Genomic DNA, 26502 nt, shown 5'->3' on the forward strand with positions numbered 1-26502 from the left:
CCGTTCAGGGCGCGGGCGGGCCTTGGGTCGGTGCGGGGGCGGGCGAAGCGGCGGGAGCAGGCGCTGCCGCCGCCACTTGCGCCGCCGCCACTTGCGCCGGTGCCGTCTGCGCAGGTTCGGGCAGGGTCAGCGCCGATGTTTCAAGCTGGTCCAGCGCGCGCTGTGTCATCACCCAGTCGCGGGCATGGGCAAGCCACTCGGTCGCCCCGTCCTTGCCCGGCGTGCGCTCGATTTCGGCGATGGCCATGTCGATCCGGCCGCCGGCGATGGCCAGCCGCGCACGTTCGATCCGGCTTTCGGGCGTGGGCGAGGGGGTGTCTTCGTGGCGGATCACGAACAGGTTGCCCATTTCGCGCTTGATCCAGCCCCAGCCGCCTTCGTTCGCCGCGCCGCCGGCCAGACCGGGCGCGATGCGCTCGAATTCCTCGGAAAGCGTCGCCAGCGTGACCGGCTTCTGGCTGGCCATCAGCAGGCGGTCGACCGCGTTGGGCTGGCTGTTGCCGAAGCGCAGGCGCAGCTGGTTTTCCAGATAGCCCAGCGGTGCCCCGCGTTCGACCGCGCGGCGCGCGGCGACGGCCACCAGCAGAGCCTCTGCATGGGTGGCCTGGCCCGATGCGGCGTTGGCCTGCTGGCTCAGTTCGGCAAGCCGCTGTTCCAGCGCGGAGACCTTGGCCGCAGCCCCGGCCAGCGCTGCCTCGGTCGCCACGCGGTCCGCGATCAGCGCGGTGCCGGGCGTGGGCGACGGAGTGACGGGCGCGGTCTGGCTCGTGCCGAGATCGAGATGGACGAGGCCCTTTTTCCAGCCGAGCCACGTTGCCGCGGCCAGCCCGCCCAAAAGCATCACGATGATCAGAAGGCCAACGAGCGCGCCGGTGCCTCGTCCGCGGCTTCCGCGCCGGGACGTACCCGGTTCGGTATAAGTCGTGTCCTGCATCAGCGCCTTTTTGCTTGTCCGTGGCCCTAGGGACACACGGTCTGGCACATTTGGACGGCGAGCGCCAGCAGCGCGTCATCCGTGTGGGTCCGGGCGATTTCAATGGCCTGCCAACCGGCGCCCGCTTGCACGCCGATTCGGGGCGCAAGGCAGGCGAGTGCCAGCCCGCCGCGCGGGATCGCCAGCCGGTCGCACTCGGCGGCGAAATGGGCGGCGGCCTCGCCCGAATGAAGCAGCACCACCGCCGGCTGCGCCAGCGCCGCCGTCAGGTCCGCCGGAAACGGCAGCGCCCGCGCGGCATAGACCACGCGCGTGTCCACGGTTACGCCCGGCGGGCAGGCCAGCGGCACGTGCTTTTCCCCGGCGAGACGCAGCCAGCGGCCGGGGGCAAGGTGCGATACCAGCGGCTGCAATCCGCCTTCGCCGGTTTCGGCCACGGTGAAACCGGCAGCGCGCGCGGCCTCTGCCGTCATGGCACCCACGGCGTGGGCCGGAAGGCCGCGTAGCCCCGCGATCCCCGCGCCGCCCAGCCGGAACACGTTGGCGCTTCCGGCAAGAAGGCCGGCGTAACCCTGCGGCAAGGGCACCGCCCAGTCGGCCGGCGCCATGTCGAACAGCGGGTGGGCGATCACCTCCAGCCCCAGCGCGCGCGCAGAGGCGGCGGTCGCGGCGTTGCCCGGCTCGGGCCGGATCACGACGACCGGCCGCGCGCTCATCGCTGTGCGGCGGGGTGGCCGTGGAAATGGACGCGAATGCCTTCGGGCGCCTTGTCCAGCAGGTCGGCCGCCAGCGCGGCGGCGCCCCGGTCGTCGCCAATGGCGAAGCGGGCGCTGGCTTCCACGCGCATCGAACCGTCCGGACTGAACAGCGCGGCGCGCAGCGCGACCGAATCCCCTTCCACCCCGCTCAGCAGCGCGATCGGGCTGTGGCAATTGCCGCCCAGCGCCAGCAGCAGCGCGCGCTCGGCGCGGATCGCGGCGTGGCTTGTCGCATCGTCGATGGCGGCCAGCCAGCCGCGCACGTCGCTGCGTTCGGCCAGGCATTCGATGCCGATGGCGCCCTGCGCCGGTGCGGGCAGCCACGCATCTGCGGGCAAGGGATGGCCGACGCCGGTTTCGCCCAGCCGCTGTAGGCCGGCGGCGGCGAGCAGCGTCACGTCCGCCTCGCCCGCCTGCAATTTCGCCAGCCGGGTGGCAACATTGCCGCGGAACGAGACGACCGTCAGGTCGGGCCGGGCATGGAGCATCTGCGCCGCACGGCGCGGCGCGCTGGTCCCCACGCGCGCGCCGGGCGGGATCGCGGCCACGCTTTCCGCGCCCACCAGCACGTCGCGCACGTCCGCACGCGGCAGGATCGCGGCGATGGCGAGGGTTTCGGGGCGGATCGTCTCCACGTCCTTCATCGAATGGACGGCGAAGTCGATCTCTCCGGAATGGAGCCAGGCGTCGAGTTCCTTGGTCCACAGCGCCTTGCCGCCGATCTCGGCCAGGGGGCGGTCCTGCACCTTGTCGCCGCTCGCCACCACGGGCACCAGCTCGACCAGATCGGTGCTCCAGCCATGGGCGGCGCAGAGGCGCGCGCGGGCTTCCTTGGCCTGTGCCATGGCGAGCGGGGAGCGGCGTGTGCCGAGCCGCAAGGGGCGGGCCGGTTGCGCCAACTTGGGGGCAGATGCCGCCTGTGTCACGTTAGGTGTCGTTCGGGACGTGTTCATGCACGGTTGCCGTAACGGGGATTATCTCTAAGGGAAAGCGCTCCATGGCCCTCATCCTCGGCATAGAATCCTCCTGCGACGAAACCGCCGCCGCGGTGATCGATGGCAATGGCCGCACGCTGGCCGAGCGCATCGTCGCGCAGCGCATCGCCTCGCAGGACGAGGCGCACCGGCCCTATGGCGGTGTCGTGCCCGAAATCGCCGCCCGCGCCCACGTCGAAGTGATCACGCCGATGGTGGGCGCGGTGCTGGCCGATGCCGGCCTGACGCTGGCTGACATGGACGCGATTGCCGCGACCGCCGGGCCGGGCCTGATCGGCGGGGTAATGGTCGGGCTGGTCACGGGCAAGGCGCTGGCAATGGCCGCGAACAAGCCGCTGATCGGGGTCAACCATCTGGAAGGCCACGCGCTTTCGCCCCGGCTGGCGGAGCCGTCGCTCCAGTATCCCTACCTGTTGCTGCTCGTTTCCGGCGGGCATTGCCAGATCCTGGAAGTGCGCGGGCTGGGCGATTATCGCCGCCTCGCCACCACCATCGACGACGCGCTGGGCGAGGCGTTCGACAAGTCCGCCAAGATCCTGGGCCTGGGCTATCCCGGCGGCCCGGCGGTGGAGCGACTGGCGCGCGAGGGTGATCCCAAGGCGGTGCCGCTGCCACGCCCGCTGGTGGGCAGCGGCGAACCGCACTTCTCCTTTGCCGGCCTGAAAAGCGCGGTGATGCGCGCCAAGCAGGCGGGCACCTGGACCGACGCGGACATCGCCGCCTCGTTCCAGCAGGCCGCGCTCGATTGCGTGATCGACCGGACGCGGATCGCGCTGGGCGCTTGCGGCCCGGTGACGGCGCTGGTCGTGGCGGGCGGCGTGGCCGCCAACGCCGCGCTGCGCGGCGCGCTGGAAGGGCTGGCCGCCTCTGCCGGATTGCCGCTGGTGGCACCTCCACCCCGGCTTTGCACAGATAATGCAGCCATGATCGGCTGGGCGGGGGCGGAACGCTTCGCAATGGGTTATACCGACGCGCTCGACGTGGCCGCGCGTCCGCGCTGGCCGCTCGACGCCAACGCCGCGCCGGTGCGCGGAGCGGGAGTGAAGGGATGACCGTGGAAGTGGGCGTCGTGGGGGCGGGCGCATGGGGCACCGCGCTGGCGCAGATGCTGGCCAGCGACGGCCGCGAGGTGCTGCTGTGGGCGCGCGAGCCGGAACTGGTCGCGCAGATCAACGACGAGCGCCGCAACGGCCTGTTCCTGCCTTCGGCCGAACTCCACCCCTCGATCCGCGCCACGGGCGACCTGACCGCGCTGGCGGACGTGCCCGTGCTGCTGCTGGTCACGCCGGCGCAGCACCTTGGCGCGGTGCTTTCGGGCATGGGGCGCAGCGACGGCGATATCGTGCTGTGTTCCAAGGGCATCGAGGCTGGCAGCGGCCGGCTGATGGCGGATGTGGCGCGCGCCGCCGCACCCCGCGGCAGCCTTGCCGTCCTTTCCGGCCCTACTTTCGCGCACGAAGTGGCTGCCGGGCTGCCCACCGCCGTCACGCTCGCCTGCGCGGGCGGCGAAGCGCAGTGGCAGCGGCTTTCCCCGGCCATCGCCCGGCCGACTTTCCGGCCTTATTATTCGGATGACGTGACCGGCGCGGAGATCGGCGGCGCGGTCAAGAACGTGCTCGCGATCGCCTGCGGCGTGGTGGAGGGGCTGCGGCTGGGGCAGAACGCCCGCGCCGCCCTGATAAGCCGGGGTTTTGCCGAAATGCAGCGCTTCGGCCTCGCCATGGGCGCACAGGCGGAAACCTTATCGGGGCTTTCGGGGTTGGGTGACCTCGTGCTGACCTGTTCCTCCACTTCCAGCCGCAACTTCTCGCTCGGCAAGGCGCTGGGCGAGGGAGCGAGCGCCGCCGCGATCCTGGCCGACCGGGCCACGGTGGCCGAAGGCGCATTCACCGCGCCGGTGCTGGCCGACCTCGCGCGGGCCAAGGACATCTCGATGCCCATCGTCGAAGCGGTAACGCTGCTGCTTGAAGGCGCGGCACCCGCACATGAGGTGGTGGCGCGCCTGCTCTCACGCCCGCTGCGCGCGGAAAATCCGCTTGGCTGAGGCCGCCGCCATCCCTCCGAGCCGAACCGGCGAGCAGCAGGACATTGCCGCGCTCGCCAAGGGTGGGCGCACCAACTTCCTCGGCTTCCTGCTGCGGCTGGCCGCGCGCATACCGTTCCTGTTCATCGCCGGGCGCCTCTATGGCGCGGACGACCTTGGCCGCTTTGCGTCCGCCACCATTGCGGTGGAACTGGCGGCGCAGCTGGCCACGCTGGGGCAGAAGCGCGGGCTGGCGCAGCAACTGGCCAAGGACGACCGGCCCGGTGCCTGTATCGTGGCCGATGCGCTGCTGCTGTCCGGCGTGGTCTCCGCGATCTTCGCTGCGATCCTCTATGCCTTCCCGGCGCCGATGTTTCCCAGCGGCGAATTTACTGCGCTTCAGCGCCTGCTGCCGCTGACGATCCTGCCGCTGGCGCTGGGCGACATCGCGCTTGCGGCGCTGGCCTACAAGTTCGACGTGGGTGCCACGGTGCGCGCGCGCGCGGTGGTCGAGCCGTGGACGCTGTCGATCGTGGCGGGCGGGTTGTGGCTGGCGGGAATGTGGTATCTGCCGCTGCGCGAAAGTGGGCTGATCCTGTCCTACGTGGCGTCGATGGTGGGGGCGATGGCCACCGCTTTCGTGCCGCTGGTGAAAAGCTATGGTCTGCCGCGGCAGTGGTCCCCGCGTCCGGGCGACCTGCTGCGGCTGGCGAACCGCAACCTGCCGCTGGCCGGTGCGGACGCGGTGGAATGGGGCACGCGCAAGCTCGACATCTTCATCCTGGGCACGTTCGCGCCGCCCTCGGCCGTGGGCATCTATTACGTCGCGCAGCAGGTCGCCTCGCTGCCGCAGAAGCTGAAGACAAGCTTCGAGCCGATCCTGGGGCCGGTGATCACGCGCAACCTCAAGGAACGCAATTACGACGCCATCGCCCGGCAGGTGTGCCAGGTGGGGTTCTGGATCATCGCCGCGCAGGCGGGCATCGCGCTGGCGCTGGGCATTCCGGGCAGGGGCGTGATGGGGCTGGTCGGGCCGAACTTCGTGGCTGGCACCGGCGCGCTGGCGCTGCTGCTGGCGGCCGAAGTGGTCGCGGCCACGGCCGTCGTCAGCGAGGCGGCGCTGATCTACGTGGCGCGGATGCGCAACCTGTGGATCAGCCTTGGCACCATTGCCTTGCAAGGGGCATTGACCGTGGGGCTGATGCTGCTGGCACGACGCGGCGGCGCGGGGCCGCTGCTGGAGGCGGAGGCCGCCGCCTTCGCGCTGGCGGTCACGCTGGGGCTTTCCTCGCTGCTGAAATCGCGGCTGCTGGGGCGGATCCTGGGCCAGAGCATCAACAACTGGCGCTGGGCGCTGGTGTGGGCGGCGGTGCCGGCGTGCATGGTCGGCTATTTGGTCAAGTTCCTGCCCGAATGGGCGGAGCTTTCGTTGGGTATTCCGGCGATCCTGGGCGTCTATTGCTACGTGATCTGGCGGCGCGGCTTCGGGCCGGAAGACCGGATGCTGTTCAGGAAGCAGGCCGCCTGACATCTTGGCAATGGCGCCGCTCCGTGGGATGGCGCAGACGGGTTTGTGAAACGCGGGTTCGGGAGTTCACATGGTACAGATGCTCGAGGCCAACTGGATCGCGGTACTGGCGGTCGTTGCGCTCGTCTTCCTTGTCGCCTGGCTGGTGTGGGGACGGCGCAAGCCTGCCCGCGTGCAGCGGGAATATCGCGACGTTCTGTCGGAGGGCGCCGGCCCGGCACAGCGCAACAACGCCTTGATCGACACGCCGCCGGCTGCGGCCATTCCGCCGATCACCACCATCGCGCCGCCCCCCGGCGCGGGTCTGATGGCCGGCGTCGGCGAGATCGTGAGCGAGGCGGCCGAACAGGAAATCGAAGCCGCCGTCGCGCCCGAGCCAGCACCTGCACCTGCGGCTTCGCCGGCAGAGCCGGTGGCTCCCGCGGCATCTGCGCAGGGTGATGACCTCAAGCGGATCAAGGGCGTCGGCCCCAAGCTGAGCACGCTGCTGGGCCAGTTGGGCGTGACGACCTTCGCGCAGATCGCGAACTGGACCGAGGCGGACCTCGCCGCGATCGACGCCAAGCTGGGCGCGTTCGCGGGGCGGCCGACGCGCGATGCGTGGATCGAGCAGGCCAAGCTCCTCGCGGGGGGGGATACCGCCGGCTACGAAGCGAAGTTCGGCAAGCTCTGAAGGGGGCTGTTCAGGCCCAGGCTACTCGGGGGCGGCAGCGCTGAGCGGCGCGGCCACCGCCGGGCTGGCCTTGCACCGGCGCAGCACGTCGCGCGCGGCGTCGCTGGCCACCACCTTGATCATGCCCCCGCCGGGCAGCGTACCGTTGAACGCGCCCTGGAACACGGCCGCGCCCGGATCGTCGGGATTGAGCGAGCCCTGCCACAGATAGCCGCGCTGGCCGGGCACCGAGGTGGCATCGACCGGCAGCCGCAGGATGTGCCCGCTGCCCTGAAGCGCGAACAGCGCCTGCGCGCCGACTTCCGCAGGGCTGTGCCGGGTGACCAGGACCACGCCGGAGCGACAGGCCAGCGTCAGTAGCGGAGTCTCGCCGGCATAACCGAAGCGCGCCTCGTCCCCGTTGCCGGTCCATCCGGCCCGAGCGTTTTCGACCGGCGCGCCCGGCAGCGCTTCGCTCTGCGGCATCGACAGGCGCACCGCATCGAGCGGCGCACCTTCGCGCGGCGTGCTGGCGGCGGACTTGGTGCAGCCGGACAGCGCAGCAAGGCTGCAGACGGCGGCGATCCCGGTGATCCCTGCTCGGGCGAGGTGGCGAATCATTTGCCCCATTTACGCTGAGACTTGCCGTAACGCATCTTCCGCGTGCCGGGTTTTCCCTCGTTCGATCGCCCGACCATCGGCGCCTTGCGGTCGCCTTCGGGCAGGCCGAGCTCTGTGGCTTCCAGTCGTCGGATTTCGTCGCGCAGCCGGCCCGCTTCCTCGAATTCGAGATCGGCGGCGGCGGCGCGCATCCGTTTCTCGAGATCCTCGATATAGCCGCGCAGGTTGTGGCCGACGAGATTGTTGGTGGCGTCGTCGTCGATTTCGACCAGCACGCCGTCGCGGCTGGCGGTATCGGCCACGATATCGTGGATGTTGCGCTTGATCGTTTGCGGCGTGATGCCGTGTTCTTCGTTGAAGGCCTGTTGCCGGGCGCGGCGGCGGTCGGTTTCGGCGATGGCGCGTTCCATGCTGCCGGTCATGCGGTCGGCATAGAGGATCACGCGACCATCGACGTTGCGCGCGGCGCGGCCGATGGTCTGGATCAGCGAGGTTTCGCTGCGCAGGAAGCCTTCCTTGTCGGCATCGAGGATGCAGACGAGGCCGCATTCGGGGATGTCCAGCCCTTCGCGCAGCAGGTTGATGCCCACCAGCACGTCATAGACGCCAAGGCGCAAGTCGCGGATCAGCTCGATGCGTTCCAGCGTCTCGACATCGGAATGCATGTAGCGCACGCGCAGCCCTGCCTCGTGCATGAACTCGGTGAGATCCTCGGCCATGCGCTTGGTCAGCGTGGTGACGAGTGTGCGGTACCCCTGCGCGGCGGTTTCGCGGCATTCGTTGATGCAGTCCTGCACCTGGTCCTCGACCGGGCGGATGAACACCGGCGGGTCGATCAGGCCGGTGGGACGGATCACCTGTTCGGCGAAGACGCCGCCCGATTGCTCCATTTCCCACGATCCGGGCGTGGCGGAGACGGCCACGGTCTGCGGGCGCATCGCGTCCCACTCGTTGAAGCGCAGCGGGCGGTTGTCGATGCAGCTGGGCAGGCGGAAGCCGTATTCGGCCAGCGTGATCTTGCGGCGGTGATCCCCCTTCGACATCGCGCCGATCTGCGGCACGGTCTGGTGGCTTTCATCGACGAACAGCAGCGCGTTGTCGGGCAGGTATTCGAACAGGGTCGGCGGCGGCTCGCCCGGCATACGGCCGGTGAGGAAGCGGCTGTAGTTCTCGATGCCGGCACAGCTGCCCGTCGCGGCGATCATCTCGAGATCGAAATTGGTGCGCTGTTCGAGCCGCTGGGCTTCCAGCAGCTTGCCTTCCGCTTCCAGTTCCTTGAGCCGTTCGGTCAACTCGAAGCGGATTGCCTCGGTCGCCTGCTTCATGGTCGGCCCCGGCGTGACATAGTGCGAATTGGCGTAGACGCGCACTTTGTCGAGCTTGGTGCCCGCCTTGCCGGTCAGGGGATCGAACTCGGCGATCTCCTCGATCTCGTCGCCGAAGAACGACACGCGCCATGCCATGTCCTCATAGTGCGACGGGAAGATTTCGAGATTGTCGCCGCGCACGCGGAAATTGCCGCGCTGGAAGGCGGCGTCGTTGCGCTTGTATTGCAACGCCACGAGCTTGCGGATGATCTCGCGGTTGTCGACCGTGTCGCCCTTCTTGAGGTCGAAGATCATCGCCGAATAGGTTTCGACCGAACCGATGCCGTAGAGGCACGAGACCGACGCCACGATGATCACGTCGTCACGTTCGAGCAGCGCGCGCGTGGCCGAGTGGCGCATCCGGTCGATCGCCTCGTTCACCGAGCTTTCCTTCTCGATGTAGGTATCCGAGCGCGGGACGTAGGCTTCCGGCTGGTAGTAGTCGTAGTAAGAGACGAAATACTCGACCGCGTTGTCGGGGAAGAAGCTCTTCATCTCGCCATAGAGCTGCGCCGCCAGGATCTTGTTGGGCGCGAGGATCAACGCCGGCCGCTGCAACTGTTCGATCACCTGGGCCATGGTGAACGTCTTGCCCGATCCGGTGACGCCGAGGAGAACCTGCGTCTGCTCTCCTTCCAGCGCGGTGGAGACAAGGTCAGCGATCGCGGTCGGCTGGTCGCCGGCGGGCTGGTAATCGGAAACGATCCGGAACGGGCGACCCCCGTCGGACTTTTCCGGCCTCTGCGGCTTGTGGGGAACGAAGTTGCCGGAAGTGTCGGGTTCTTCGAGACCCCGGCGGATGACGAGTTCGGCCATGATGCGAGTATGGGTGTTCTTTATGCGTTCCGCAATGCCCGCGTGCGTTGCCACGCGCGCCGGTTGGCAAGCGCGGCTGGCGGGACTAGGGTGCGCCGGCAGGGGACACGTGGAACCATCGTTCGCGCCGCGAAGCGATGGTTCGTAGAAGAAACGAGGTCCCCATGCGCTTGCCCGGCCTGTTGTTGACACTGACCATGCTCGGTTCGGCGAGCGCTTCCACGGTGCTCGCTCCGGCGCTGTCGGACCGCGGCAATGCGCGCAACGGACCGCAGATCGCGGCGGAGACCGATCGCCCCAGCTATTCGCTCTATGCGCCGGGCGAGCCTGTGGCGGTGAATTTCGACGTCACCGGGCTCGCGCCCGGCCAGGCGACATCGCTGGCGCTGGTGGTGCGCGATGATGCCGACAGGCAGATTGCCTCCGCCAGCCTGCCCTTGCGGGCGGATGCGGCCGGAGAGGCCCACGCGACCTATGCCGCCCCGCATCCCCGCCTGGGATACTACGCGGTATCGGCCCGGTTGCCGGATGGTTCGACCATCATGGGCGAGGGGACGCGCCCGGATGGTATCGTGACGTATGGCGTGCTGCCCGATCCCGCGCTTCGGCGGGATTTCGGCGCGGCGCGGTCGCGTTTCGGATTGCAGGGCGGCTTCAACCGCAAGGTCAGCGTGTTGCCCTGGCTGGGCGTGCGATATGTTCTTGGTGCAGGAAGCTGGACCCGCAGGACGCCGCTCTCGCCGGGCTTGCCAATGGCGGAGCAACCCGGCCCGGCAAACGGGCGGCGATCGGTGCTGGCCGCATCCGCCGGCGCGCCCTCGTACGACGGCAAGCCTTGGAACGTCTATCCGATCGCCATCGTTGGTTCGAACAACCTGCCGGAATGGGCGGTAAGGCCCGGATCCGAGGGCACGGTGTGCAAGCAGGCGGGCGCGCTGGGACCGGAGGGGCAGAAGGCGTTTCCGGCCTATGCCGAGCAACTGGCGAGGATCTTCGTGGCCGATTACCCGGACCAGTCCCCGCGCATCTACCAGATCACGTGGGAGCCGGAGCAGAAATGGTGTTTCGGTGGATCGGCGGAGGATCTCGTCACATTCTATCGGTTGGTCCACGATGTGATCCACCGCGTTGACCCCAACGCACTTGTCGCGGGGCCGACGTTGTTTCCCCAACCTGAATCGACTCGTCAGCTTGGGCAATTGTGGGACGCGGGCCTGCGCCGCTACATCGATGCCTTCGCGCTCCATCCCTATCCCGGCGGGGTGCCGGCGGAACGCTTCGGGATGCCGCGCGAACTGGAAAGGCAGCTTGCCGCCATTCCCGACGGGCAGGGGATTCCGTTCCTCGGCACGGAACATGGCGCCGATAGCGACCGTGATGGCCTGATCGGCAAGGCGACCGAGGATCTCCACAAGACGCTGATGATGCTGGGGCACGGCGCGTTGCTGGACGTGGGTTTCTACGTTGCCGACTATTGGGTGGCTGCGAACGGCCCTCACGGCAAGGGCCGCGATACGCAGGGCTTCTTCTTCAACCTCAACGGCGCGATGCCTTATGGCACCGATCGCCTTGGCCCCAAGCCGCTGGTGCCGGCCTATGCGGCAATGACCCAGCTGCTCGACGGGAGCGACGGGCGGGGGCGGCTGGCCGGGCTGACCGGCACGCAGAACGGCTACCGCTTCGTGCGCGGCGGAATGACGGTCGATGCGGTGTGGGACTATGGCACGCCCGCCAACAGTCAGCCTGCAGCCGGGCAGGCCGGGTCTCGCTGGCCGGTCCGCGCGGGCGCGCGCCTCTGCGACTGGATGGGCAATTGCCGCCCCGCCAGCACGTCGTTCGTCACGCTGGGCCAGCGGCCGGTATACATCGTGACGGGCACGCCCTGATCCTTTCGCGCCATCCCAGGTTCATGACACTTTTGTGAAACTTTGCGGCAGTGCTGGCGTTGAGCGCTGGCATGGGCTCAGGGCTTCGGCCTGCAGGAGTGAAGCGATGGCGGCATGGATCGAACAGGATTGGCACGGCGCGGCAGCCTTGCGCGACGCCGGGGCGCGGCTGGATGCGGTTCGCCGTGAGGTCCTGCGCCGCCATGCCTTGGCCTTCCAGCCTCGTCCCTCCACCGCACGCGGCCCTGCGCTGGCCCGGTTGCTGGCGGAACTGAAGACGCCGATCGAGCAGTGGCAGGCGCGCCGTGCGGCCAACTCGCAGCCACCTTCGGCCGGGCCGGCCGTCACGTCGCGCCCGGTCATGCTGCTGCCCGGCTTCGGCACGCACCCGGCGCGGATGGGCGCGCTTCGCAAGGCGCTCGATGGCGCGGGGCACCGCGTGTCCGACTGGGGGCTGGGCTTCAACTTCGGTCCCACGGCGGATCGCTTCGACCGTTTGTGCGAACGCGTGGTGACGATGGCGCGCCGCGAGGGCGAGCCGATCGTGCTGGTGGGCTGGAGCCTTGGCGGGCTGTTCGCGCGCGAGGTCGCGCATCGCCATCCCGAGGCGGTGGCCATGGTGGTGACGATGGGGTCGCCGTTTTCGGGCGACCGCAGGGCAAACAATGCATGGCGCGCGTATCAGCTGATTGCCGGGCACAGCGTGGATGAGCCGCCGGTGGGCCTCACCTTCTCCCAAAAGCCGCCCGTGCCCACCGTGGCGCTGTGGAGCCCGCGCGACGGGATCGTCTCGCCGCGCTCGGCTTGCGGGCGCAAGGGGGAGCGGGATCTCGCCGTGGCCCTGCGGTGCACGCATCTCGGTTTCGCGGCGCATCCCGCGGTGGCGGACACATTGTTGCGGCTGGTCGCCACGCTTTGATCCCCACCTTATTTACGGTGAACTGACAAAATATTTCGCAGGTGCAGCATAGGCGCTTGTCGGACACTGATTCGTGTGCGAGCAATGAGGTCCAGACGGGATGTGCCTATGACCAACTCCTCGCCCTCGTCCTATGACGAGATGCATGATGCCGACGGCGCGGCGCGCGCTGCCTACAACGGTTACTGCAAGTGGTTCGAGGAGCAACCGCCCGGTTTGCTGAAGCGCAAGGGCAGCGAAGCCGAAGCATTTTTCCGGCGCACCGGCATTACTTTCAACGTCTATGGCGCAGAGGATGCGGAAGAGCGGTTGATCCCGTTCGACATGGTGCCGCGCATCATCACCGCGCACCAGTGGCGCAAGCTCTCACGCGGGATCGAGCAGCGCGTTCGCGCGCTCAATGCCTTCCTCCACGATCTCTATCACCGGCAGGAGATCGTCCGGTCGGGCCGGCTGCCCGAGCGATTGCTCGAACGCAATGCCGCGTTCCTGCCGCAGATGGCAGGCTTCACCCCGCCGGGCGGGGTCTACACCCACATTGTCGGCATCGATCTCGTCCGCACGGGCGAGGACGATTTCATGGTTCTGGAGGACAACGCCCGCACGCCGTCCGGCGTCTCCTATATGCTGGAGAACCGCGAGACGATGATGGCGATGTTCCCGGAACTGTTCACCCGTGTGCGGGTGCGCGAGGTTTCGGACTATCCCCGGCGGCTTGCGCGCAGTCTGGCAGCATGCGCGCCCCCGGCCGCGCGCGGGCACAAGCCGGTGGTCGCGGTGCTGACGCCCGGCATCTACAACTCCGCCTATTTCGAACACGCGTTCCTGGCCGACCAGATGGGCGCGGAACTGGTCGAGGGCAGCGACCTGCGCGTCGAGAACGGACGCATTGCCATGCGCACCACGCGCGGGTGGAAGTCGATCGACGTGATCTATCGCCGGGTGGATGACGAATACCTCGATCCGCTGACGTTCAATGCCGACAGCGTGCTGGGCGTCTCGGGCATCATGGACGTCTACCGCGCGGGCGGCGTGACCATCGCCAACGCCCCCGGCACCGGCATCGCCGACGACAAGGCGATCTACAGTTTCATGCCGGAAATCGTCGAGTTCTACACCGGCGAGAAGCCGATCCTGCAGAACGTGCCGACCTGGCGCTGCTCGGAGCCCGATGCGCTGAAGTACGTGCTCGACAACCTGGCCGACCTTGTCGTGAAGGAAGTCCACGGTTCGGGCGGCTATGGGATGCTGATCGGGCCAACCTCGTCGAAGAAGGAAATCGCGGCCTTCTCGGCCAAGCTGCGCGCCCGGCCCGACAACTACATCGCGCAGCCCACGCTTTCGCTGTCCACCGTGCCGATCCTGACCAAGGCCGGCCTCGCGCCGCGCCACGTCGATCTTCGCCCCTTCGTGCTGGTCAGCCCCAACGGGATCGACATCACGCCGGGCGGTCTGACGCGCGTGGCGCTCAAGAAGGGATCGCTGGTGGTGAACTCGTCGCAGGGCGGGGGCACCAAGGACAGCTGGGTGCTGGACGACTGATGCGGAAGGAACGCTGATGCTAGGACGCTCCGCAAACGGCATTTTCTGGCTGTTCCGCTACCTTGAGCGCGCGGAGAACACCGCGCGGCTGATCGAGGCGGGATTCCGCATGGCCCTGACTCGCGATTCCAGGGACGCCAGCGACGAGTGGCGTTCGGTGGTGGTCACGCTTGGCCTGCAAAAGGCCTACGAAGCCAAGTTCGGGCGCGAATATGGTGGCCCGCAGGTGTTCAACTTCATCCTGCGCGACAAGGACAATCCCGGCAACGTGCTGGCGATGACCGAGCAGGCGCGCACCAATGCGCGCATGGTCCGCACCGGCATCACGCGCGAGGTGTGGGAAACCGTCAACGAAAGCTGGATGCGGCTGCGCGACCTGCTCGCCCGGCCGGTGAGCGAGACGCGGCTGGGCGACGTGATCGACACGATCCGCCGCCAGGCGACACAAGTGCGCGGGGCGATGGATGGCACCATGCTGCGCAACGACATCTACAATTTCGCGCGGATGGGCACGTTCGTCGAACGCGCCGACAGCACCGCGCGCATTCTCGATGTGAAATACTACGTGCTGCTGCCCAGCATTTCCTATGTCGGCTCCAGTCTCGACAACGTGCAGTGGGAAAACGTGCTGCGTTCGCTGGCGGGCGAGCGTGCTTATCGCTGGCTTAATGCCGGGCGGATGGAAGCGCGCGGCATTGCGGAATTCCTTGTGCTCGACGGCCGTTTCCCGCGCAGCCTTGCGTTCTGCTACGCCGAACTCCAGTCGAACCTCGCGCATCTCGCGCGTGAATACGGCGGCGAGATGGCCAGCCACGAGATTCTGCGCGATGCGGCGAGCAAGCTGCACACGATCACGATCGAGGCCATCTTTGAGCAGGGCCTCCATCAGTTCATTGGCGACTTTATCGCCTGCAACACCCGTCTCGCGCAGCAGATCCAGCGCGACTACCGGTTCATCGAGTAGGGAAGGCCCGCCGCCATGCGCCTCGCGATCGACCATACCACGCACTACCGCTTTTCCGGCCCGGTCTCGCGCGGGCAGCAGCGGTTGCGGCTGAAGCCCAAGGAAAGCGCGGGGCAGAGCGTGCTGGAGTGGGCTATCCACCTGGACGGCGCGCGCTGCGAAGTGGAGTACGATGACGAGAACTCCAACCACGTTACGCTGATCTCGTTCGAGCCGGGAACGACCGAAGTGACCATCCGCTGCGAAGGCGTGGTCGAAACGTCGGATGTGGCGGGGATCATCGGGCGCCACGCCGGTTACCTGCCGCGCTGGCACTTTCTCCAGCAGACCGACTTGACCGCGCCGGGGCCGCGCCTGCGCGCGCTGGCCGCCAGCCTGGACAGCACGGGCGATGCGCTGACCAAGCTGCACGCGCTGTCGTCGCTGGTGCGCGAAACGATCGCCTATGAACTGGGCTACACCGACGCGGCGACGACTGCCGAAGCTGCGCTCGCCGATGGACGGGGCGTGTGCCAGGATCATGCCCACGTATTCATCGGTGCGGCGCGCTTGCTGGGCATCCCGGCGCGCTACGTCAGCGGCTATCTGATGATGAACGACCGGGTCGAGCAGAATGCCGGCCATGCCTGGGCCGAGGCGATGGTCGAGGGACTGGGCTGGGTCGGCTTCGACGTCTCGAACGGCATCTGCCCGGACGTGCGATACGTGCGCGTGGCGACGGGGCGCGATTACCGCGATGCGGCGCCGATCACGGGCATCCGCACCGGCGCGCGGGACGAGACAATGCACGTGAAGCTTGCCGTGGAACAACAGCGTGTGGAACAATAACCGCCAGCGCTGACAGGCAGCGGGGATTCGGCCGGGCCGGTCTCCTGGCTCGCCGTTGCAGGAATGTCCGGGGATCATAATGACGTATTGTGTGGGAATGGTGCTCGACCGGGGCCTTGTCCTGATGAGCGACACGCGCACCAATTCCGGCGTCGACAACATCTCGGTGTTCCGCAAGATGTTCAGCTGGTCGGAGCCGGGCGAGCGGATCATCACGATCATGACCGCGGGCAATCTGGCCACAACGCAGGCGGTGGTCAGCCAGCTGGAGGAACGCAACAAGGCGCCCGGCGAGCGACGCCCCTCCATTCTCGAAGCACCGACGATGTTCCAGGTGGCGACGCAGGTCGGCCGCTTGCTGCGTGACGTGATCGAAGGCCGGCAGGACGGCGGGATGCAAAGCGAGGGGCCACGCTTCTCCGCCTCGATCATCGTGGCGGGGCAGATCCGCGACATGGAGCCGCGCCTGTTCCTGGTCTATCCCGAAGGCAATTTCATCGAGGCGAGCTTCGACACGCCGTTCTTCCAGATTGGCGAGACCAAGTATGGCCGCCCGATCCTGCTGCGCGGCTACGACAAGACCATGTCGTTCGAGGACGCGGTGAAGCTCATGATGGTCTCGTTCGATTCCACGCTGGCGGCGAACCTTTCGGTGGGCTTGCCGCTTGATCTGATGGTGATCGAGCGCGACGGCTTCCAGCCGCTGCACCAAAAGCGGATCCTCGCCACCGACCCCTACTTCAAGTCGATCTCGTCAAGCTGGAGCGAGGCTTTGCGGCAAGCGTTCCACTCGCTGCCCGATTATACCTTCGAGGACCCCAGCCCCGCCGCCGCGCCCTTGGAGTAGGTATTTCGCCTTAGGCGAATCACCTGCGCTAAGTGGTTAAGAAATAGAGCATAAACGGTAACCGCTGCGAGAGGCGGAGAGGCTCATATTTCCTGCATGGAACAGGAACACCCGCCCCTTGCGCAAACGTTGTCTGGAAACACAATCCGTTTCGGACGAAAATCTCCTAAGGGAAATGCTTTAGGAATGGCCCTACGGGGCAAACCTTTGGTTCAGAACGAAGGCAACCCGGATGGCACTGCGGCGCCGGTCGATGGCTTAGTTCTCGACATGGTCGAACGTGTCACACTCCACATCCTCGATAGCGACAGCGCCCGCCGGGCCCAACTCGCTCGTCTCGCTTTCGCAGCGGGGCATCACGCCGAAATCTACGCGAACGCGGAAGAGCTGCTCTCCCACGCTCCGTCGACCGGCCTGGTGCTGGCGCACGATGAACCCACTGGCGAAGGCATCGCAGCGCTGATCGGCGCCATGATGCGCGCCGGGCACTGGCTGCCGGTCATCGCCGTCGCGGAAGTGCCTGAAACCCACGCGGTGGTCACCGCGATCAAGGCCGGTGCGCTCGATTACCTGGGCGTGCCCACCCAGATCGCCCCCCTCAACGAAGCCATCGCTCGCGCCGCGCGCGAAGCAGAGACGCACCGCGCCCAGCGCGCCCGCGCCGCCGAAGCGCGTCAGCGGATCGCCCGCCTGTCGCTGCGGGAACGCGAAGTGCTGGACCGTCTTGCCGAAGGTTGCAGCAACAAGGCCATCGCACGCGATCTGGAAATCAGCCCGCGCACGGTGGAAATCCACCGCATGAAGATGATGGGCAAGCTGGGCGCGCGCCACGCCGCCGAAGCGGTGCGCCTGCGCATCGAAGCGACGGGGCTAGACGACGTGGCAGCCTGATCGGGGCCAGCCTGATCGGGTCCAGCCTGATCGGGTCCAGCCTGATTGGGGGCAGCCTGATCCCAGGGCTGCCTATTCCGTCACCGGCAGAAGGGCCGGCCCTGTCCGACTTCCAGGTGCAAATGGTCGCGATGCGCGGGATTGTATTCCGGCGAAAGCACCGTGGCGAAGCGCTTGCAGCCGCTGTCGCGCACCGTCCGCAGGAAAGCGCGGATCTGGGGGGAGTCGCTGTCCCAGTCGCGCAGCACGTTGATCCGGCGGCCGTCGGCCAGCAGGAAGCCGCCGATGTCGATGGCATCGGCCGTTGCGTGCGCTGACATCCGGCTGGTGCCGGCCACCGTCCGGCATGAGTAGCTGCCCATCGTCTCGATCCGCGCCAGCGGACTGCCCAGGATCTGCCGCGCCGCCCGGTCCACGCCGAACCGCGCCCAGCCTGACAGCGCACTGGCCAGCGGGCAGGTGACCGGACCGAGGTTCGACAGTTGCAGCCGGCTGTCGTCGCTCCTCAGGTAGTTCAGCCGCACCACATTGAGCGTCGAGCAGCCCGCGCCGAAATACTGGTCGGGCAGCGGCGTGAAAGCCGCGTCGCTGCGGCCCAGGTTGGCAAGGCAGGCGCGTGCGTCGGGACGCTGGGTCATGGTGCCAAGGCTGGTGCGCGAAGGACCGCGCCGCGCCGGCTCGGGCGCATCGACGCAGCCGGCAAGGGCGGCGGCGAGCGTGGCAGTCAGCAGCAGGGGCAGGGCCGGCCATTTCATGCCTGCTACCCTGCGCCGACTTGGTTAACGAAACGTAACTGGCGCGGCGAGCTGTTCATGGCGATTCGCCTCCCCCCGGAGGGTCATGCCGCGCGCCGCCGAAAAATTATCGCACGGCTAGACCCGCACAAACCCTCACCAATTGGCTGATGCGCGGATTCGCACGGATACGCGCGGTTGACAACGTGCGCACCGCCGCTAGGGCCGGCGGCGGGCCACGCGGTCCCAACGCCGCGCGAGCTCTCTGCAAGGAGAGAATACATGACTGTCCAAGTTCCCGCCGCGAAGCCGGCGCGCCCGTTCTTTTCCTCGGGCCCCTGCGCCAAGCCGCCCGGATACTCCACCGACAAGCTCCAGACCGCATCGCTTGGCCGCTCGCACCGCGCCAAGATCGGCAAGCAGCGCCTTCAGTACTGCATCGACCTGATGCGCGAAGTGTTGCAGCTGCCCGACACGCACCGCATCGGCATCGTCCCCGGTTCCGACACCGGCGCGTTCGAAATGGCGATGTGGACCATGCTCGGCGCTCGCGGCGTGACGGCGCTGGCCTGGGAAAGCTTCGGCGAAGGCTGGGTTACGGACGCAGTCAAGCAGCTCAAGCTCGAACCGACCGTCGTGCGCGCCGATTACGGCCAGCTGCCCGACCTCGACAAGATCGACTGGGCCGACGACGTGCTGTTCACCTGGAACGGCACCACCTCGGGCGTGCGCGTTCCCGATGGCGAATGGATCCCCGACGACCGCGAGGGCCTGTCCTTCGCCGACGCGACCAGCGCCGTGTTCGCCTATGACATTCCGTGGGACAAGATCGACGTCGCCACCTTCTCCTGGCAGAAGGTGCTGGGCGGCGAAGGCGGCCACGGCGTGCTGATCCTTGGCCCCCGCGCCGTGCAGCGGCTTGAGGAATACACCCCGAGCTGGCCGCTGCCGAAGGTCTTCCGCCTCGTGTCCAAGGGCAAGCTGGCCGAAGGCGTGTTCAAGGGCGAGACGATCAACACTCCGTCGATGCTGGCCGTCGAGGACGCGATCTTCGCGCTCGAATGGTCGAAGTCGGTCGGCGGGCTGGAAGGCCTGAAGGCGCGCTGCGCCGCCAACGCCCACGCGCTCGACAAGATCGTCGCCGAACGCGACTGGCTTGGCCACCTCGCGGTCGACAGCGGCATCCGCTCGAAGACCTCGGTCTGCCTCACCGTCGAAGGCGCCGATGCCGATTTCATCAAGGCCTTCGCCGGCCTGCTGGAAAAGGAAGGCGCGGCCTATGACATCGCGGGTTACCGCGATGCCCCGGCGGGTCTGCGCATCTGGTGCGGCGCCACGGTCGAAACCGCCGATATCGAGGCGCTCGGTCCCTGGCTCGACTACGCCTGGGCTTCGCTCAAGGCCTGATCCGGTCCTCCCCGCCGTCGTGCGGGGAGCGTCCTTCTCCACCATGAATTCACGGCCGGGCGCGCGCAGGATGGCACAAGCCAGCGCACCCGTGCAGCACAAGGGAAACGTCCCATGACCAAGCCCAAGGTTCTCATTTCCGACAAGATGGACCCCAACGCCGCGCGCATCTTCGAAGAGAGCGGCTGCGATGTCGACGTGATCACCGGCGAAACCCCGGAACAGCTGATTGCGCGCATCGGCGACTATGATGGCCTCGCCATCCGTTCCTCGACCAAGGTGACCAAGGAAATCCTCGCCGCGGCGAAGAACCTCAAGGTCATCGGCCGCGCCGGCATCGGCGTCGACAACGTCGATATTCCGGCCGCTTCGGCGCAGGGCGTGGTGGTGATGAACACCCCGTTCGGCAATTCGATCACCACCGCCGAACACGCCATCGCGCTGATGTTCGCGCTGGCGCGCCAGATCCCGGAAGCCAACGCGCAGACCCAGGCGGGCCTGTGGCCCAAGAACGGCTTCATGGGCGTTGAAGTCACCGGCAAGACCCTCGGCCTGATCGGCGCGGGCAACATTGGCTCGATTGTCGCCAGCCGCGCGCTGGGCCTGAAGATGAAGGTCGTCGCTTACGATCCGTTCCTCACCCCGGAACGCGCGATCGAAATGGGCGTGGAAAAGGCCGATCTCGAAACGCTGCTCGCCAAGGCGGACTTCATCACGCTGCACACCCCGCTCACCAGCGAGACGCGCAACATCCTGAGCCGCGAAAACCTGGCCAAGACCAAGAAGGGCGTCCGCATCATCAACTGCGCACGTGGCGGCCTGGTGGATGAGGCTGCGCTCAAGGACGGGCTGGATTCGGGGCACATCGCCGGGGCAGCGCTCGACGTGTTCGAGACCGAGCCGGCGAAGGATTCGCCGCTGTTCGGCACGCCCAACTTCATCTGCACGCCGCACCTCGGCGCCTCGACCACCGAAGCGCAGGTCAACGTGGCGCTGCAGGTGGCCGAGCAGATGGCGGACTTCCTCGTCACCGGCGGCGTTACCAACGCGCTCAACATGCCGTCGCTGTCGGCTGAGGAAGCGCCGAAGCTGAAGCCCTATATGGCGCTGGCGGAAAAGCTGGGCAGCCTGGTCGGCCAGCTCGCGCACGACAACCTGACCAAGATCTCGATCGAGGTCGAAGGTGCAGCGGCGCAGCTCAACCAGAAGCCGATCACCGGCGCGGTTCTGGCGGGCCTGATGAAGCAGTATTCGCAGACCGTGAACATGGTCAACGCGCCCTTCCTGGCCAAGGAGCGCGGGCTGGACGTGCGCGAAGTGCGCCACGACCGCGAAGGCGAATACCGCACGCTGGTGCGCGTCACCGTGGGCACCGCGCAGGGTGATCGCTCGGTCGCGGGGACGCTGTTCGGCAACGGCCAACCGCGTCTGGTCGAGATCTTCGGCATCGGCATTGAAGCCGACCTCGACGGCGACATGCTCTACATCGTCAACTCCGACGCACCGGGCTTCATCGGCTCGATCGGCACGATCCTCGGCCAGGCCGGCATCAACATCGGCACCTTCCACCTCGGTCGCCGCGAAGCCGGCGGCGAAGCGGTGCTGCTGCTCTCGGTCGACAGCCCGGTGACCGAAGACGTGCTGAAGCAGGCGCGCGACGTGGCCGGCGTCCGCACCGTCAAGGCGCTGAAGTTCTGATCGCCTGATAGTTCCCGGCTCGCTCGCTCCCCCTTCGACAAGTGGGGGGCGAGCGGGTAGGGGGCGAATCACCATGACCGACACCAGCGACGCCGACCTGCTGCCCGAGGGGCTTGAAGACCGCCTCCCGCGCGAAGCCGCCACCACGACCCGCGCCATGCGCGCCATCCAGGACGTGATGCACGGCCACGGCTATGACCGTGTGCTGCCGCCGATGATCGAATTCGAGCGCAGCCTGGCGAGCCGCATGGCTGGTATCCAGTCTCGCCGGATGTTCCGCTTCGTCGATCCGTCGTCGCTGCGGATGATGGCGCTGCGCAGCGACTATACCCCGCAGATCGGCCGCATCGCGCAGACCCGGCTGGCCGAGGCGGCCCGCCCGCTGCGCCTGATGTATGCGGGCCAGGTTCTCACCATCAAGGGCGACGGGCTCGATCCCGCGCGCGAGAAGCTCCAGTGCGGTGCCGAACTGATCGGCAGCGACAATGTCGCCGCCGCGACCGAAATCCTGTCCATCGCGATCGAGGCGCTGCACGCGGCCGGCGCGACGGGCGTGAGCGTCGATTTCACGCTGCCCGACCTGGTCGATACGCTGGCGGCCAAGGCGCTGCCGCTCGACGCAAGCCGGATCGAGGGCGTGCGCCGTGAACTTGATACCAAGGATGCCGGCGGGCTGGTCGATGCCGGCGGCGCGGCTTACGTGCCGTTGCTCTATGCCACCGGCGATTTCGACAGCGCGATCGAGAAGCTGGCCGCGATCGACGCCGGCGGCGTTCTGGCCGGGCGCATCGCTGCGCTGCGCGAGATTGCCGCGGCGCTGGGCGGCAAGGCGCGCCTGACGCTCGATCCCACCGAACGCCACGGTTTCGAATACCAGTCGTGGTTCGGCTTCATGCTCTATGCCGATGGCGTGCGCGGCGCGCTGGGCCGGGGCGGCACTTATCGCATTGCGGGCACAGCCGGCGGCGAAGGCGAAGTCGCGACCGGTTTTTCGCTCTATCCCGATGCCCTGATCGGCCTGCTCGCCGCGAACGAGGGGAACGAGGACCGCGTGTTCCTGCCGCTCGGCCACGATCGCGAGACCGCTGCGCGTCTGCGCTCGATCGGCTGGCGGACGGTGGCGGCGCTGAACGAGGCGGACAACGCGGAAAGCCTTGGCTGCACGCATCGGCTGGAAGGCAGCGAGCCGGTCAGGCTCTGAACGGCCGGCGCGGGGCGTTACCCGGTCAGGTGCAACAGGCCGGGCGCGAGCGCGCGCCACCAGTCGCTGCTCGCGATCCATGGCGACGCGATATGGATCGGCACCAGCGCCGCAGCGGCCCACAGCGTGGCCGGACGCACCCGCCCACGCTCGCGCCTGTCGTGGACTGCCAGCGCAATCAGGAACAGGTCTGCCAGAAGGTTGGGCGCCATGTCCGATAGTGGGAACGCCGCGGGGAGCAGCAGGACCCAGCGCGATACGGCCGGCCCCACCAGACACAGCGCGGCGGCGAACGTGAACCGGCGATGCCAGTCGGGATGGCGGGTGACGCCGGCAAATGCGGCGGTCATCATTGCCGAGAACAGCGCGATGTCGACCACGTTGTAGAACGTCACGTCGAACGGATGGGAATCGCCCGCCGCGATCCTTCGCCGGATGGCCACGATTGCCATGATCGCGCCCAGCGGCAGCATCATTGCCGAAAGCGCAACGCCCGCCAGCCCCAGTTCGCGATGTCGCGCGGTGCGCCCCTGCGCGACCAGCTGCGTCTGCCAGGCATAGAGGCCGATCCACGCGAAGAACGGCAGGCCGTGGATGTGGTGGAACGGTGAAAACCGCCGGCTGCCGGAGACGAGCGGCGCGTAATACGTCAGCGGAAAGCTCAGCACCACGCACACCAGCATCACCATCGCGGAACGGGTGAAGAAGCGCGTGTGCGGCCTTGGTGCGCCGGTGTCCCTCGCCATGTTCGTGCCCCCGCCGGGAAATCGTCCCGATCGGCACCGAACCTAACGCAAACGTCCTGTGGCGGCGATGGACAAAGTCGGCCCGCCCTTGACTTGCGCGCCTCTCTCACCCTACGGCGCGCACCGCAAAGCGGGCGCTTTCGGGCGCCTCCCGTTCCATCCGTTTCGCCGAGTCCTGTCGAAGGGCGTCACCGGATCCGCCTGGGCAGGGTGGTGGAGTATAAGCATGGCCAACGTAACCGTGATCGGCGCCCAGTGGGGCGATGAAGGCAAAGGCAAGATCGTCGACTGGCTCGCCAGCCGTGCCGATGCCGTGGTGCGCTTTCAGGGCGGCCACAATGCCGGCCACACGCTCGTCGTGGGCGAACATGTCTACAAGCTTTCGCTGCTGCCCTCGGGCATCGTCACGGGCACGCTGTCGATCATCGGCAACGGCGTCGTGCTCGATCCCTGGGCGCTCAAGGCGGAAATCGAAAAGCTGACCGCGCAGGGCGTGGAGATCAATGCCGAAAACTTCGCCATTGCCGACAATTGCCCGCTGATTCTGCCGCTGCATCGGGACCTTGATGGCCTGCGTGAACAGGCCGCCGGCGCGGGCAAGATCGGCACCACCGGGCGCGGCATCGGCCCCGCCTATGAAGACAAGGTCGGCCGCCGCGCGATCCGCGTTTGCGATCTGGCCCACCTCGATGCGCTCGATGCGCAGCTCGATCGTCTTTGCGCGCACCACGATGCGCTGCGCGCCGGTTTCGGCCAGCCGCCGGTTGATCGCGCCGCGCTGATCGCCGAGCTGAAGGACATTGCGCCTTACGTGCTCCAGTTCGCGCAGCCAGTATGGATGCGCCTGAACAAGGTGCGCAAGGCCGGCGCCCGCATCCTGTTCGAGGGCGCGCAGGGCGTGCTGCTCGATGTCGATCACGGCACGTATCCGTTCGTCACGTCGTCGAACACCGTTTCGGGCACGGCGGCGTCCGGCTCGGGGCTTGGCCCCAATTCGACCGGCTTCGTGCTTGGCATCGTCAAGGCGTACACCACCCGCGTCGGTTCGGGACCGTTCCCGACCGAGCTGGAGGATGAGACGGGCCAGCGGCTGGGCGAGCGCGGCCACGAATTCGGCACCGTGACCGGGCGCAAGCGCCGCTGCGGCTGGTTCGACGCGGTGCTGGTGCGCCAGTCCTGCGCGATTTCGGGCGTCACCGGCATCGCGCTGACCAAGCTCGACGTGCTCGACGGCTTCGACAAGGTGAAGATCTGCACCGGCTACCGCCTGCGCGGCAAGGTGCTGGACTATTTCCCCAGCCATGCCGCCGACCAGGCAGCGGTCGAGCCGATCTACGAGGAAATGGACGGCTGGGTGGGGACCACCGCGGGCGCGCGGTCCTGGGCCGATCTGCCGGCGCAGGCGATCAAGTATATCCAGCGCGTGCAGGAACTGATCGAGACGCCGGTGGCGCTGGTCAGCACCTCGCCCGAACGCGAGGACACGATCCTCGTGCGCGACCCGTTCGTCGACTGACGGCCATGCGCCGCCTGCTCCTTCCCCTCGGCCTTGTGCTGGCGGCGGACGGAGCAGCGGCGTCGGTCGATCCCGGCCAGGCAGAGCCGCCCGCGGCCGGCTCGGTCCTGATCGAAAAGGCAGCCCGGCGCCTGACACTGTTCGACAGCGCCGGCCATGCCATGCGGACCTATTCGGGCATCCAACTGGGCGATGCGCCCGCAGGTCCGAAGCGCTTCGAGGGCGATGAACGCACCCCGGAAGGCCGCTATGTCATCGACTATGGCAATGCGGACAGCGCCTATCACCTCTCGTTGCATATCTCCTATCCGGATTCGCGCGACGTGGCCTTCGCGCACGCGCGGGGCCGCAGCCCCGGCGGACTGATCTTCATCCACGGCCAGCCCAACGGCTTTCAAGGGCAGCGGATGCCGGGCGACTGGACCGATGGCTGCATCGCCTTAAGCAACGAGCAGATCGAGGAAATATGGTCGATGGTTGCCGACGGCACGCCGATCGACATCAAACCTTGATCCAAAATCGAGGTATTGTCGGTTGACCCCGGCGGCCTTGTTCTACTCTTGTTCGCATTACGTGCAAATACGGAGCGAACAGAATCATGGGGCAGGCCGCAGCGCCTTTCGATTTCCAACCTGGCGAGACCGGAGGCGGGGGGCGTGGCCTTGGAGCGCTGGCCGTCTCGATCTTTGCGGATCGCGGCTATCTGCGCGCGGAAATGGCCGAGGATGCGGCGGCGGCAGGGCTGCGCGTGGCGCAGACCGCGGACTTCGAGCGGCTCCTTGGCGGTGATGGGGCACCGGCGGGCGATCTTGTCCTTGTCGATTGCCCCGTCGTGGAAGGCGCCCAGCTGGCCGCACTGTCGCAGCTGGATATTCATGCCGCGAAAGGGCTCGCGCATCTGGTGGTCTCGACCAGTATAGGCTCGCTCGACGATGTGTTCGGTTGCCTTGATCAGTCTGACGCGCAAATCCTCGTCAGCCCCAGTCGGGCCGAACGGGTGATTGCGCTCGGCCGCGTGATTGCCCGTCTTGGCAACCGCGTGCGTGAACTGTCGGAGGACGACCGCCTCTCGCTGCTGCGGCTGACCGATCAGGTCACCCAGATCGCCCAGAAGCTGGAAGCCTTGTCGTCGGGCAGCAATGTCGTCTCGCCCGATGCCTCGGCTTTTCGTTTCGACGGGCATGGAGACGATACGCGGATGGAGGAGCCGGGCGATCGGCTCGTTCGCGCGGCCCGGCCGGCCTTGCCCGATCCGCGTCTCGTGCGCCGGGTGATCCGCCAGCGCCAGTTGCGGGGCCGCTTTTTCGGTGGCGATCTCTTTGCTGATCCGGCGTGGGACATGCTGCTTGATCTGACGGCTGCGCGGGCGGAGCACGTGCGCGTCTCGGTCACGTCGCTATGCATCGCCTCGGGTGTCCCGCCTACCACGGCGCTGCGCTGGATCGGTCAGATGACCGATGCCGGCCTGCTCCAGCGCGTCGATGACGAGACAGACCGCCGCCGCGCCTTCATCACCCTGTCCGACAAGGCGGCAGACGCGATGGCCCGTTATTTTGCCGAACTGGCCGCGACCGCGTCAGCGCTGGTCTGATGCGGAAAGTCCGGTTCGGATGAAAAACCATCCCGGTA

The 26502-nt window shown here is 67.6% G+C and carries 24 protein-coding genes; 17 read left to right on the top strand and 7 right to left on the bottom strand.

What is annotated here, in order from left to right:
• Window positions 1-4: 4 nt before the first annotated feature.
• From OLX02_RS06600 to hemC, 3 genes are read right to left on the bottom strand one after another with little or no spacing between them, the layout of a single operon-like run.
• Window positions 5-934, bottom strand: coding sequence for a hypothetical protein (locus OLX02_RS06600; RefSeq protein WP_264421324.1), 930 nt, complete (start codon window positions 932-934; stop codon window positions 5-7).
• A gap of 26 nt (window positions 935-960) precedes the next feature.
• Window positions 961-1650 carry a uroporphyrinogen-III synthase gene (locus OLX02_RS06605; protein WP_264421325.1) on the bottom strand — a complete coding sequence of 230 codons (690 nt, stop codon included), beginning with the start codon at window positions 1648-1650 and terminating at the stop codon, window positions 961-963.
• On the bottom strand, window positions 1647-2570 hold the full coding sequence (gene hemC / locus OLX02_RS06610) for a hydroxymethylbilane synthase (protein ID WP_264422049.1): 924 nt from the start codon (window positions 2568-2570) through the stop codon (window positions 1647-1649). Before hemC ends, OLX02_RS06605 begins: the two co-directional genes overlap by 4 nt.
• 119 nt (window positions 2571-2689) lie before the next feature.
• Between hemC and tsaD the strand changes: the two genes are divergently transcribed.
• From tsaD to OLX02_RS06630, 4 genes are all read left to right on the top strand, one after another.
• Entirely contained in the window at window positions 2690-3739 is a 1050-nt protein-coding gene (tsaD, locus tag OLX02_RS06615; RefSeq protein WP_264421328.1) for a tRNA (adenosine(37)-N6)-threonylcarbamoyltransferase complex transferase subunit TsaD, read from the top strand.
• The gene (locus OLX02_RS06620; protein WP_264421329.1) at window positions 3736-4731 is read left to right on the top strand and encodes an NAD(P)H-dependent glycerol-3-phosphate dehydrogenase; all 996 of its coding nucleotides are present in this window, start codon (window positions 3736-3738) and stop codon (window positions 4729-4731) included. The genes tsaD and OLX02_RS06620 overlap by 4 nt, the downstream gene beginning before the upstream one ends.
• A complete protein-coding gene (locus OLX02_RS06625; RefSeq protein ID WP_264421330.1) occupies window positions 4724-6238 on the top strand; it encodes a lipopolysaccharide biosynthesis protein in 1515 nt (504 codons plus the stop codon). The genes OLX02_RS06620 and OLX02_RS06625 overlap by 8 nt, the downstream gene beginning before the upstream one ends.
• Before the next feature lie 70 nt (window positions 6239-6308).
• Complete coding sequence (locus tag OLX02_RS06630) at window positions 6309-6911, top strand: hypothetical protein (RefSeq protein WP_264421331.1); 603 nt, start codon at window positions 6309-6311, stop codon at window positions 6909-6911.
• A 21-nt stretch (window positions 6912-6932) separates the two neighbouring features.
• Here OLX02_RS06630 and OLX02_RS06635 read toward each other — a convergent pair whose 3' ends face one another.
• Entirely contained in the window at window positions 6933-7511 is a 579-nt protein-coding gene (locus OLX02_RS06635) for a hypothetical protein (RefSeq protein ID WP_264421332.1), read from the bottom strand.
• Entirely contained in the window at window positions 7508-9694 is a 2187-nt protein-coding gene (gene uvrB, locus OLX02_RS06640; RefSeq protein ID WP_264421334.1) for an excinuclease ABC subunit UvrB, read from the bottom strand. The genes OLX02_RS06635 and uvrB overlap by 4 nt, the downstream gene beginning before the upstream one ends.
• A gap of 164 nt (window positions 9695-9858) precedes the next feature.
• Here uvrB and OLX02_RS06645 point away from each other — a divergent pair, with 164 nt between their 5' ends.
• From OLX02_RS06645 to OLX02_RS06675, 7 genes are all read left to right on the top strand, one after another.
• Window positions 9859-11580: a hypothetical protein gene (locus OLX02_RS06645; protein ID WP_264421335.1), complete on the top strand. Its 1722-nt coding sequence runs from the start codon at window positions 9859-9861 to the stop codon at window positions 11578-11580.
• 106 nt (window positions 11581-11686) lie between these two features.
• Entirely contained in the window at window positions 11687-12499 is an 813-nt protein-coding gene (locus OLX02_RS06650) for an alpha/beta hydrolase (RefSeq protein ID WP_264421336.1), read from the top strand.
• A gap of 108 nt (window positions 12500-12607) precedes the next feature.
• Window positions 12608-14041, top strand: coding sequence for a circularly permuted type 2 ATP-grasp protein (locus OLX02_RS06655; RefSeq protein ID WP_264421338.1), 1434 nt, complete (start codon window positions 12608-12610; stop codon window positions 14039-14041).
• A 16-nt stretch (window positions 14042-14057) separates the two neighbouring features.
• A complete protein-coding gene (locus tag OLX02_RS06660) occupies window positions 14058-15005 on the top strand; it encodes an alpha-E domain-containing protein (protein WP_264421340.1) in 948 nt (315 codons plus the stop codon).
• A 15-nt stretch (window positions 15006-15020) separates the two neighbouring features.
• A complete protein-coding gene (locus tag OLX02_RS06665) occupies window positions 15021-15833 on the top strand; it encodes a transglutaminase family protein (protein WP_264421342.1) in 813 nt (270 codons plus the stop codon).
• A 79-nt stretch (window positions 15834-15912) separates the two neighbouring features.
• The gene (locus tag OLX02_RS06670) at window positions 15913-16680 is read left to right on the top strand and encodes a proteasome-type protease (RefSeq protein ID WP_264421344.1); all 768 of its coding nucleotides are present in this window, start codon (window positions 15913-15915) and stop codon (window positions 16678-16680) included.
• Window positions 16681-16887: 207 nt separating this feature from the next.
• Complete coding sequence (locus OLX02_RS06675; RefSeq protein ID WP_264421345.1) at window positions 16888-17571, top strand: response regulator transcription factor; 684 nt, start codon at window positions 16888-16890, stop codon at window positions 17569-17571.
• Window positions 17572-17651: 80 nt separating this feature from the next.
• Here the strand turns inward: OLX02_RS06675 and OLX02_RS06680 are convergent, their stop codons facing one another.
• Entirely contained in the window at window positions 17652-18326 is a 675-nt protein-coding gene (locus tag OLX02_RS06680; RefSeq protein WP_264421347.1) for an extensin family protein, read from the bottom strand.
• A gap of 261 nt (window positions 18327-18587) precedes the next feature.
• On the opposite strand from OLX02_RS06680, the gene OLX02_RS06685 reads away from it, so the two are divergent.
• The 3 genes from OLX02_RS06685 (at window position 18588) to OLX02_RS06695 (ending at window position 22611) form a co-directional block, all read left to right on the top strand.
• Window positions 18588-19712, top strand: coding sequence for a phosphoserine transaminase (locus OLX02_RS06685; RefSeq protein WP_264421349.1), 1125 nt, complete (start codon window positions 18588-18590; stop codon window positions 19710-19712).
• 114 nt (window positions 19713-19826) lie between these two features.
• Entirely contained in the window at window positions 19827-21410 is a 1584-nt protein-coding gene (serA, locus tag OLX02_RS06690) for a phosphoglycerate dehydrogenase (protein ID WP_264421351.1), read from the top strand.
• Window positions 21411-21483: 73 nt separating this feature from the next.
• Window positions 21484-22611 (top strand): ATP phosphoribosyltransferase regulatory subunit, encoded by a 1128-nt coding sequence (locus tag OLX02_RS06695; protein WP_264421352.1) that lies wholly within the window; start codon window positions 21484-21486, stop codon window positions 22609-22611.
• A gap of 17 nt (window positions 22612-22628) precedes the next feature.
• Here OLX02_RS06695 and OLX02_RS06700 read toward each other — a convergent pair whose 3' ends face one another.
• Window positions 22629-23357 carry a hypothetical protein gene (locus OLX02_RS06700; RefSeq protein WP_264421353.1) on the bottom strand — a complete coding sequence of 243 codons (729 nt, stop codon included), beginning with the start codon at window positions 23355-23357 and terminating at the stop codon, window positions 22629-22631.
• Between the two features lie 226 nt (window positions 23358-23583).
• Here OLX02_RS06700 and OLX02_RS06705 point away from each other — a divergent pair, with 226 nt between their 5' ends.
• The 3 genes from OLX02_RS06705 (at window position 23584) to OLX02_RS06715 (ending at window position 26464) form a co-directional block, all read left to right on the top strand.
• On the top strand, window positions 23584-24873 hold the full coding sequence (locus OLX02_RS06705; RefSeq protein ID WP_264421355.1) for an adenylosuccinate synthase: 1290 nt from the start codon (window positions 23584-23586) through the stop codon (window positions 24871-24873).
• A 5-nt stretch (window positions 24874-24878) separates the two neighbouring features.
• Window positions 24879-25385: a L,D-transpeptidase family protein gene (locus OLX02_RS06710; RefSeq protein WP_264421358.1), complete on the top strand. Its 507-nt coding sequence runs from the start codon at window positions 24879-24881 to the stop codon at window positions 25383-25385.
• Window positions 25386-25471: 86 nt separating this feature from the next.
• Window positions 25472-26464, top strand: coding sequence for a winged helix DNA-binding protein (locus tag OLX02_RS06715; RefSeq protein ID WP_264421359.1), 993 nt, complete (start codon window positions 25472-25474; stop codon window positions 26462-26464).
• Window positions 26465-26502: the final 38 nt, after the last annotated feature.

Origin of the sequence: Novosphingobium sp. KCTC 2891 (assembly GCF_025938155.1) — a bacterium.
Taxonomy (GTDB): domain Bacteria; phylum Pseudomonadota; class Alphaproteobacteria; order Sphingomonadales; family Sphingomonadaceae; genus Novosphingobium.

What these genes read in the sequence shown, in the direction of transcription:
- OLX02_RS06600 (WP_264421324.1), bottom strand. Translation starts at nt 934, where the DNA reads ATGCAGGACACGACTTATACCGAACCGGGTACGTCCCGGCGCGGAAGC.
- OLX02_RS06605 (WP_264421325.1), bottom strand. Translation starts at nt 1,650, where the DNA reads ATGAGCGCGCGGCCGGTCGTCGTGATCCGGCCCGAGCCGGGCAACGCC.
- tsaD (WP_264421328.1), top strand. Translation starts at nt 2,690, where the DNA reads ATGGCCCTCATCCTCGGCATAGAATCCTCCTGCGACGAAACCGCCGCC.
- OLX02_RS06620 (WP_264421329.1), top strand. Translation starts at nt 3,736, where the DNA reads ATGACCGTGGAAGTGGGCGTCGTGGGGGCGGGCGCATGGGGCACCGCG.
- OLX02_RS06630 (WP_264421331.1), top strand. Translation starts at nt 6,309, where the DNA reads ATGGTACAGATGCTCGAGGCCAACTGGATCGCGGTACTGGCGGTCGTT.
- OLX02_RS06635 (WP_264421332.1), bottom strand. Translation starts at nt 7,511, where the DNA reads ATGATTCGCCACCTCGCCCGAGCAGGGATCACCGGGATCGCCGCCGTC.
- uvrB (WP_264421334.1), bottom strand. Translation starts at nt 9,694, where the DNA reads ATGGCCGAACTCGTCATCCGCCGGGGTCTCGAAGAACCCGACACTTCC.
- OLX02_RS06645 (WP_264421335.1), top strand. Translation starts at nt 9,859, where the DNA reads ATGCGCTTGCCCGGCCTGTTGTTGACACTGACCATGCTCGGTTCGGCG.
- OLX02_RS06650 (WP_264421336.1), top strand. Translation starts at nt 11,687, where the DNA reads ATGGCGGCATGGATCGAACAGGATTGGCACGGCGCGGCAGCCTTGCGC.
- OLX02_RS06655 (WP_264421338.1), top strand. Translation starts at nt 12,608, where the DNA reads ATGACCAACTCCTCGCCCTCGTCCTATGACGAGATGCATGATGCCGAC.
- OLX02_RS06660 (WP_264421340.1), top strand. Translation starts at nt 14,058, where the DNA reads ATGCTAGGACGCTCCGCAAACGGCATTTTCTGGCTGTTCCGCTACCTT.
- OLX02_RS06665 (WP_264421342.1), top strand. Translation starts at nt 15,021, where the DNA reads ATGCGCCTCGCGATCGACCATACCACGCACTACCGCTTTTCCGGCCCG.
- OLX02_RS06670 (WP_264421344.1), top strand. Translation starts at nt 15,913, where the DNA reads ATGACGTATTGTGTGGGAATGGTGCTCGACCGGGGCCTTGTCCTGATG.
- OLX02_RS06680 (WP_264421347.1), bottom strand. Translation starts at nt 18,326, where the DNA reads ATGAAATGGCCGGCCCTGCCCCTGCTGCTGACTGCCACGCTCGCCGCC.
- OLX02_RS06685 (WP_264421349.1), top strand. Translation starts at nt 18,588, where the DNA reads ATGACTGTCCAAGTTCCCGCCGCGAAGCCGGCGCGCCCGTTCTTTTCC.
- serA (WP_264421351.1), top strand. Translation starts at nt 19,827, where the DNA reads ATGACCAAGCCCAAGGTTCTCATTTCCGACAAGATGGACCCCAACGCC.
- OLX02_RS06695 (WP_264421352.1), top strand. Translation starts at nt 21,484, where the DNA reads ATGACCGACACCAGCGACGCCGACCTGCTGCCCGAGGGGCTTGAAGAC.
- OLX02_RS06700 (WP_264421353.1), bottom strand. Translation starts at nt 23,357, where the DNA reads ATGGCGAGGGACACCGGCGCACCAAGGCCGCACACGCGCTTCTTCACC.
- OLX02_RS06705 (WP_264421355.1), top strand. Translation starts at nt 23,584, where the DNA reads ATGGCCAACGTAACCGTGATCGGCGCCCAGTGGGGCGATGAAGGCAAA.
- OLX02_RS06710 (WP_264421358.1), top strand. Translation starts at nt 24,879, where the DNA reads ATGCGCCGCCTGCTCCTTCCCCTCGGCCTTGTGCTGGCGGCGGACGGA.
- OLX02_RS06715 (WP_264421359.1), top strand. Translation starts at nt 25,472, where the DNA reads ATGGGGCAGGCCGCAGCGCCTTTCGATTTCCAACCTGGCGAGACCGGA.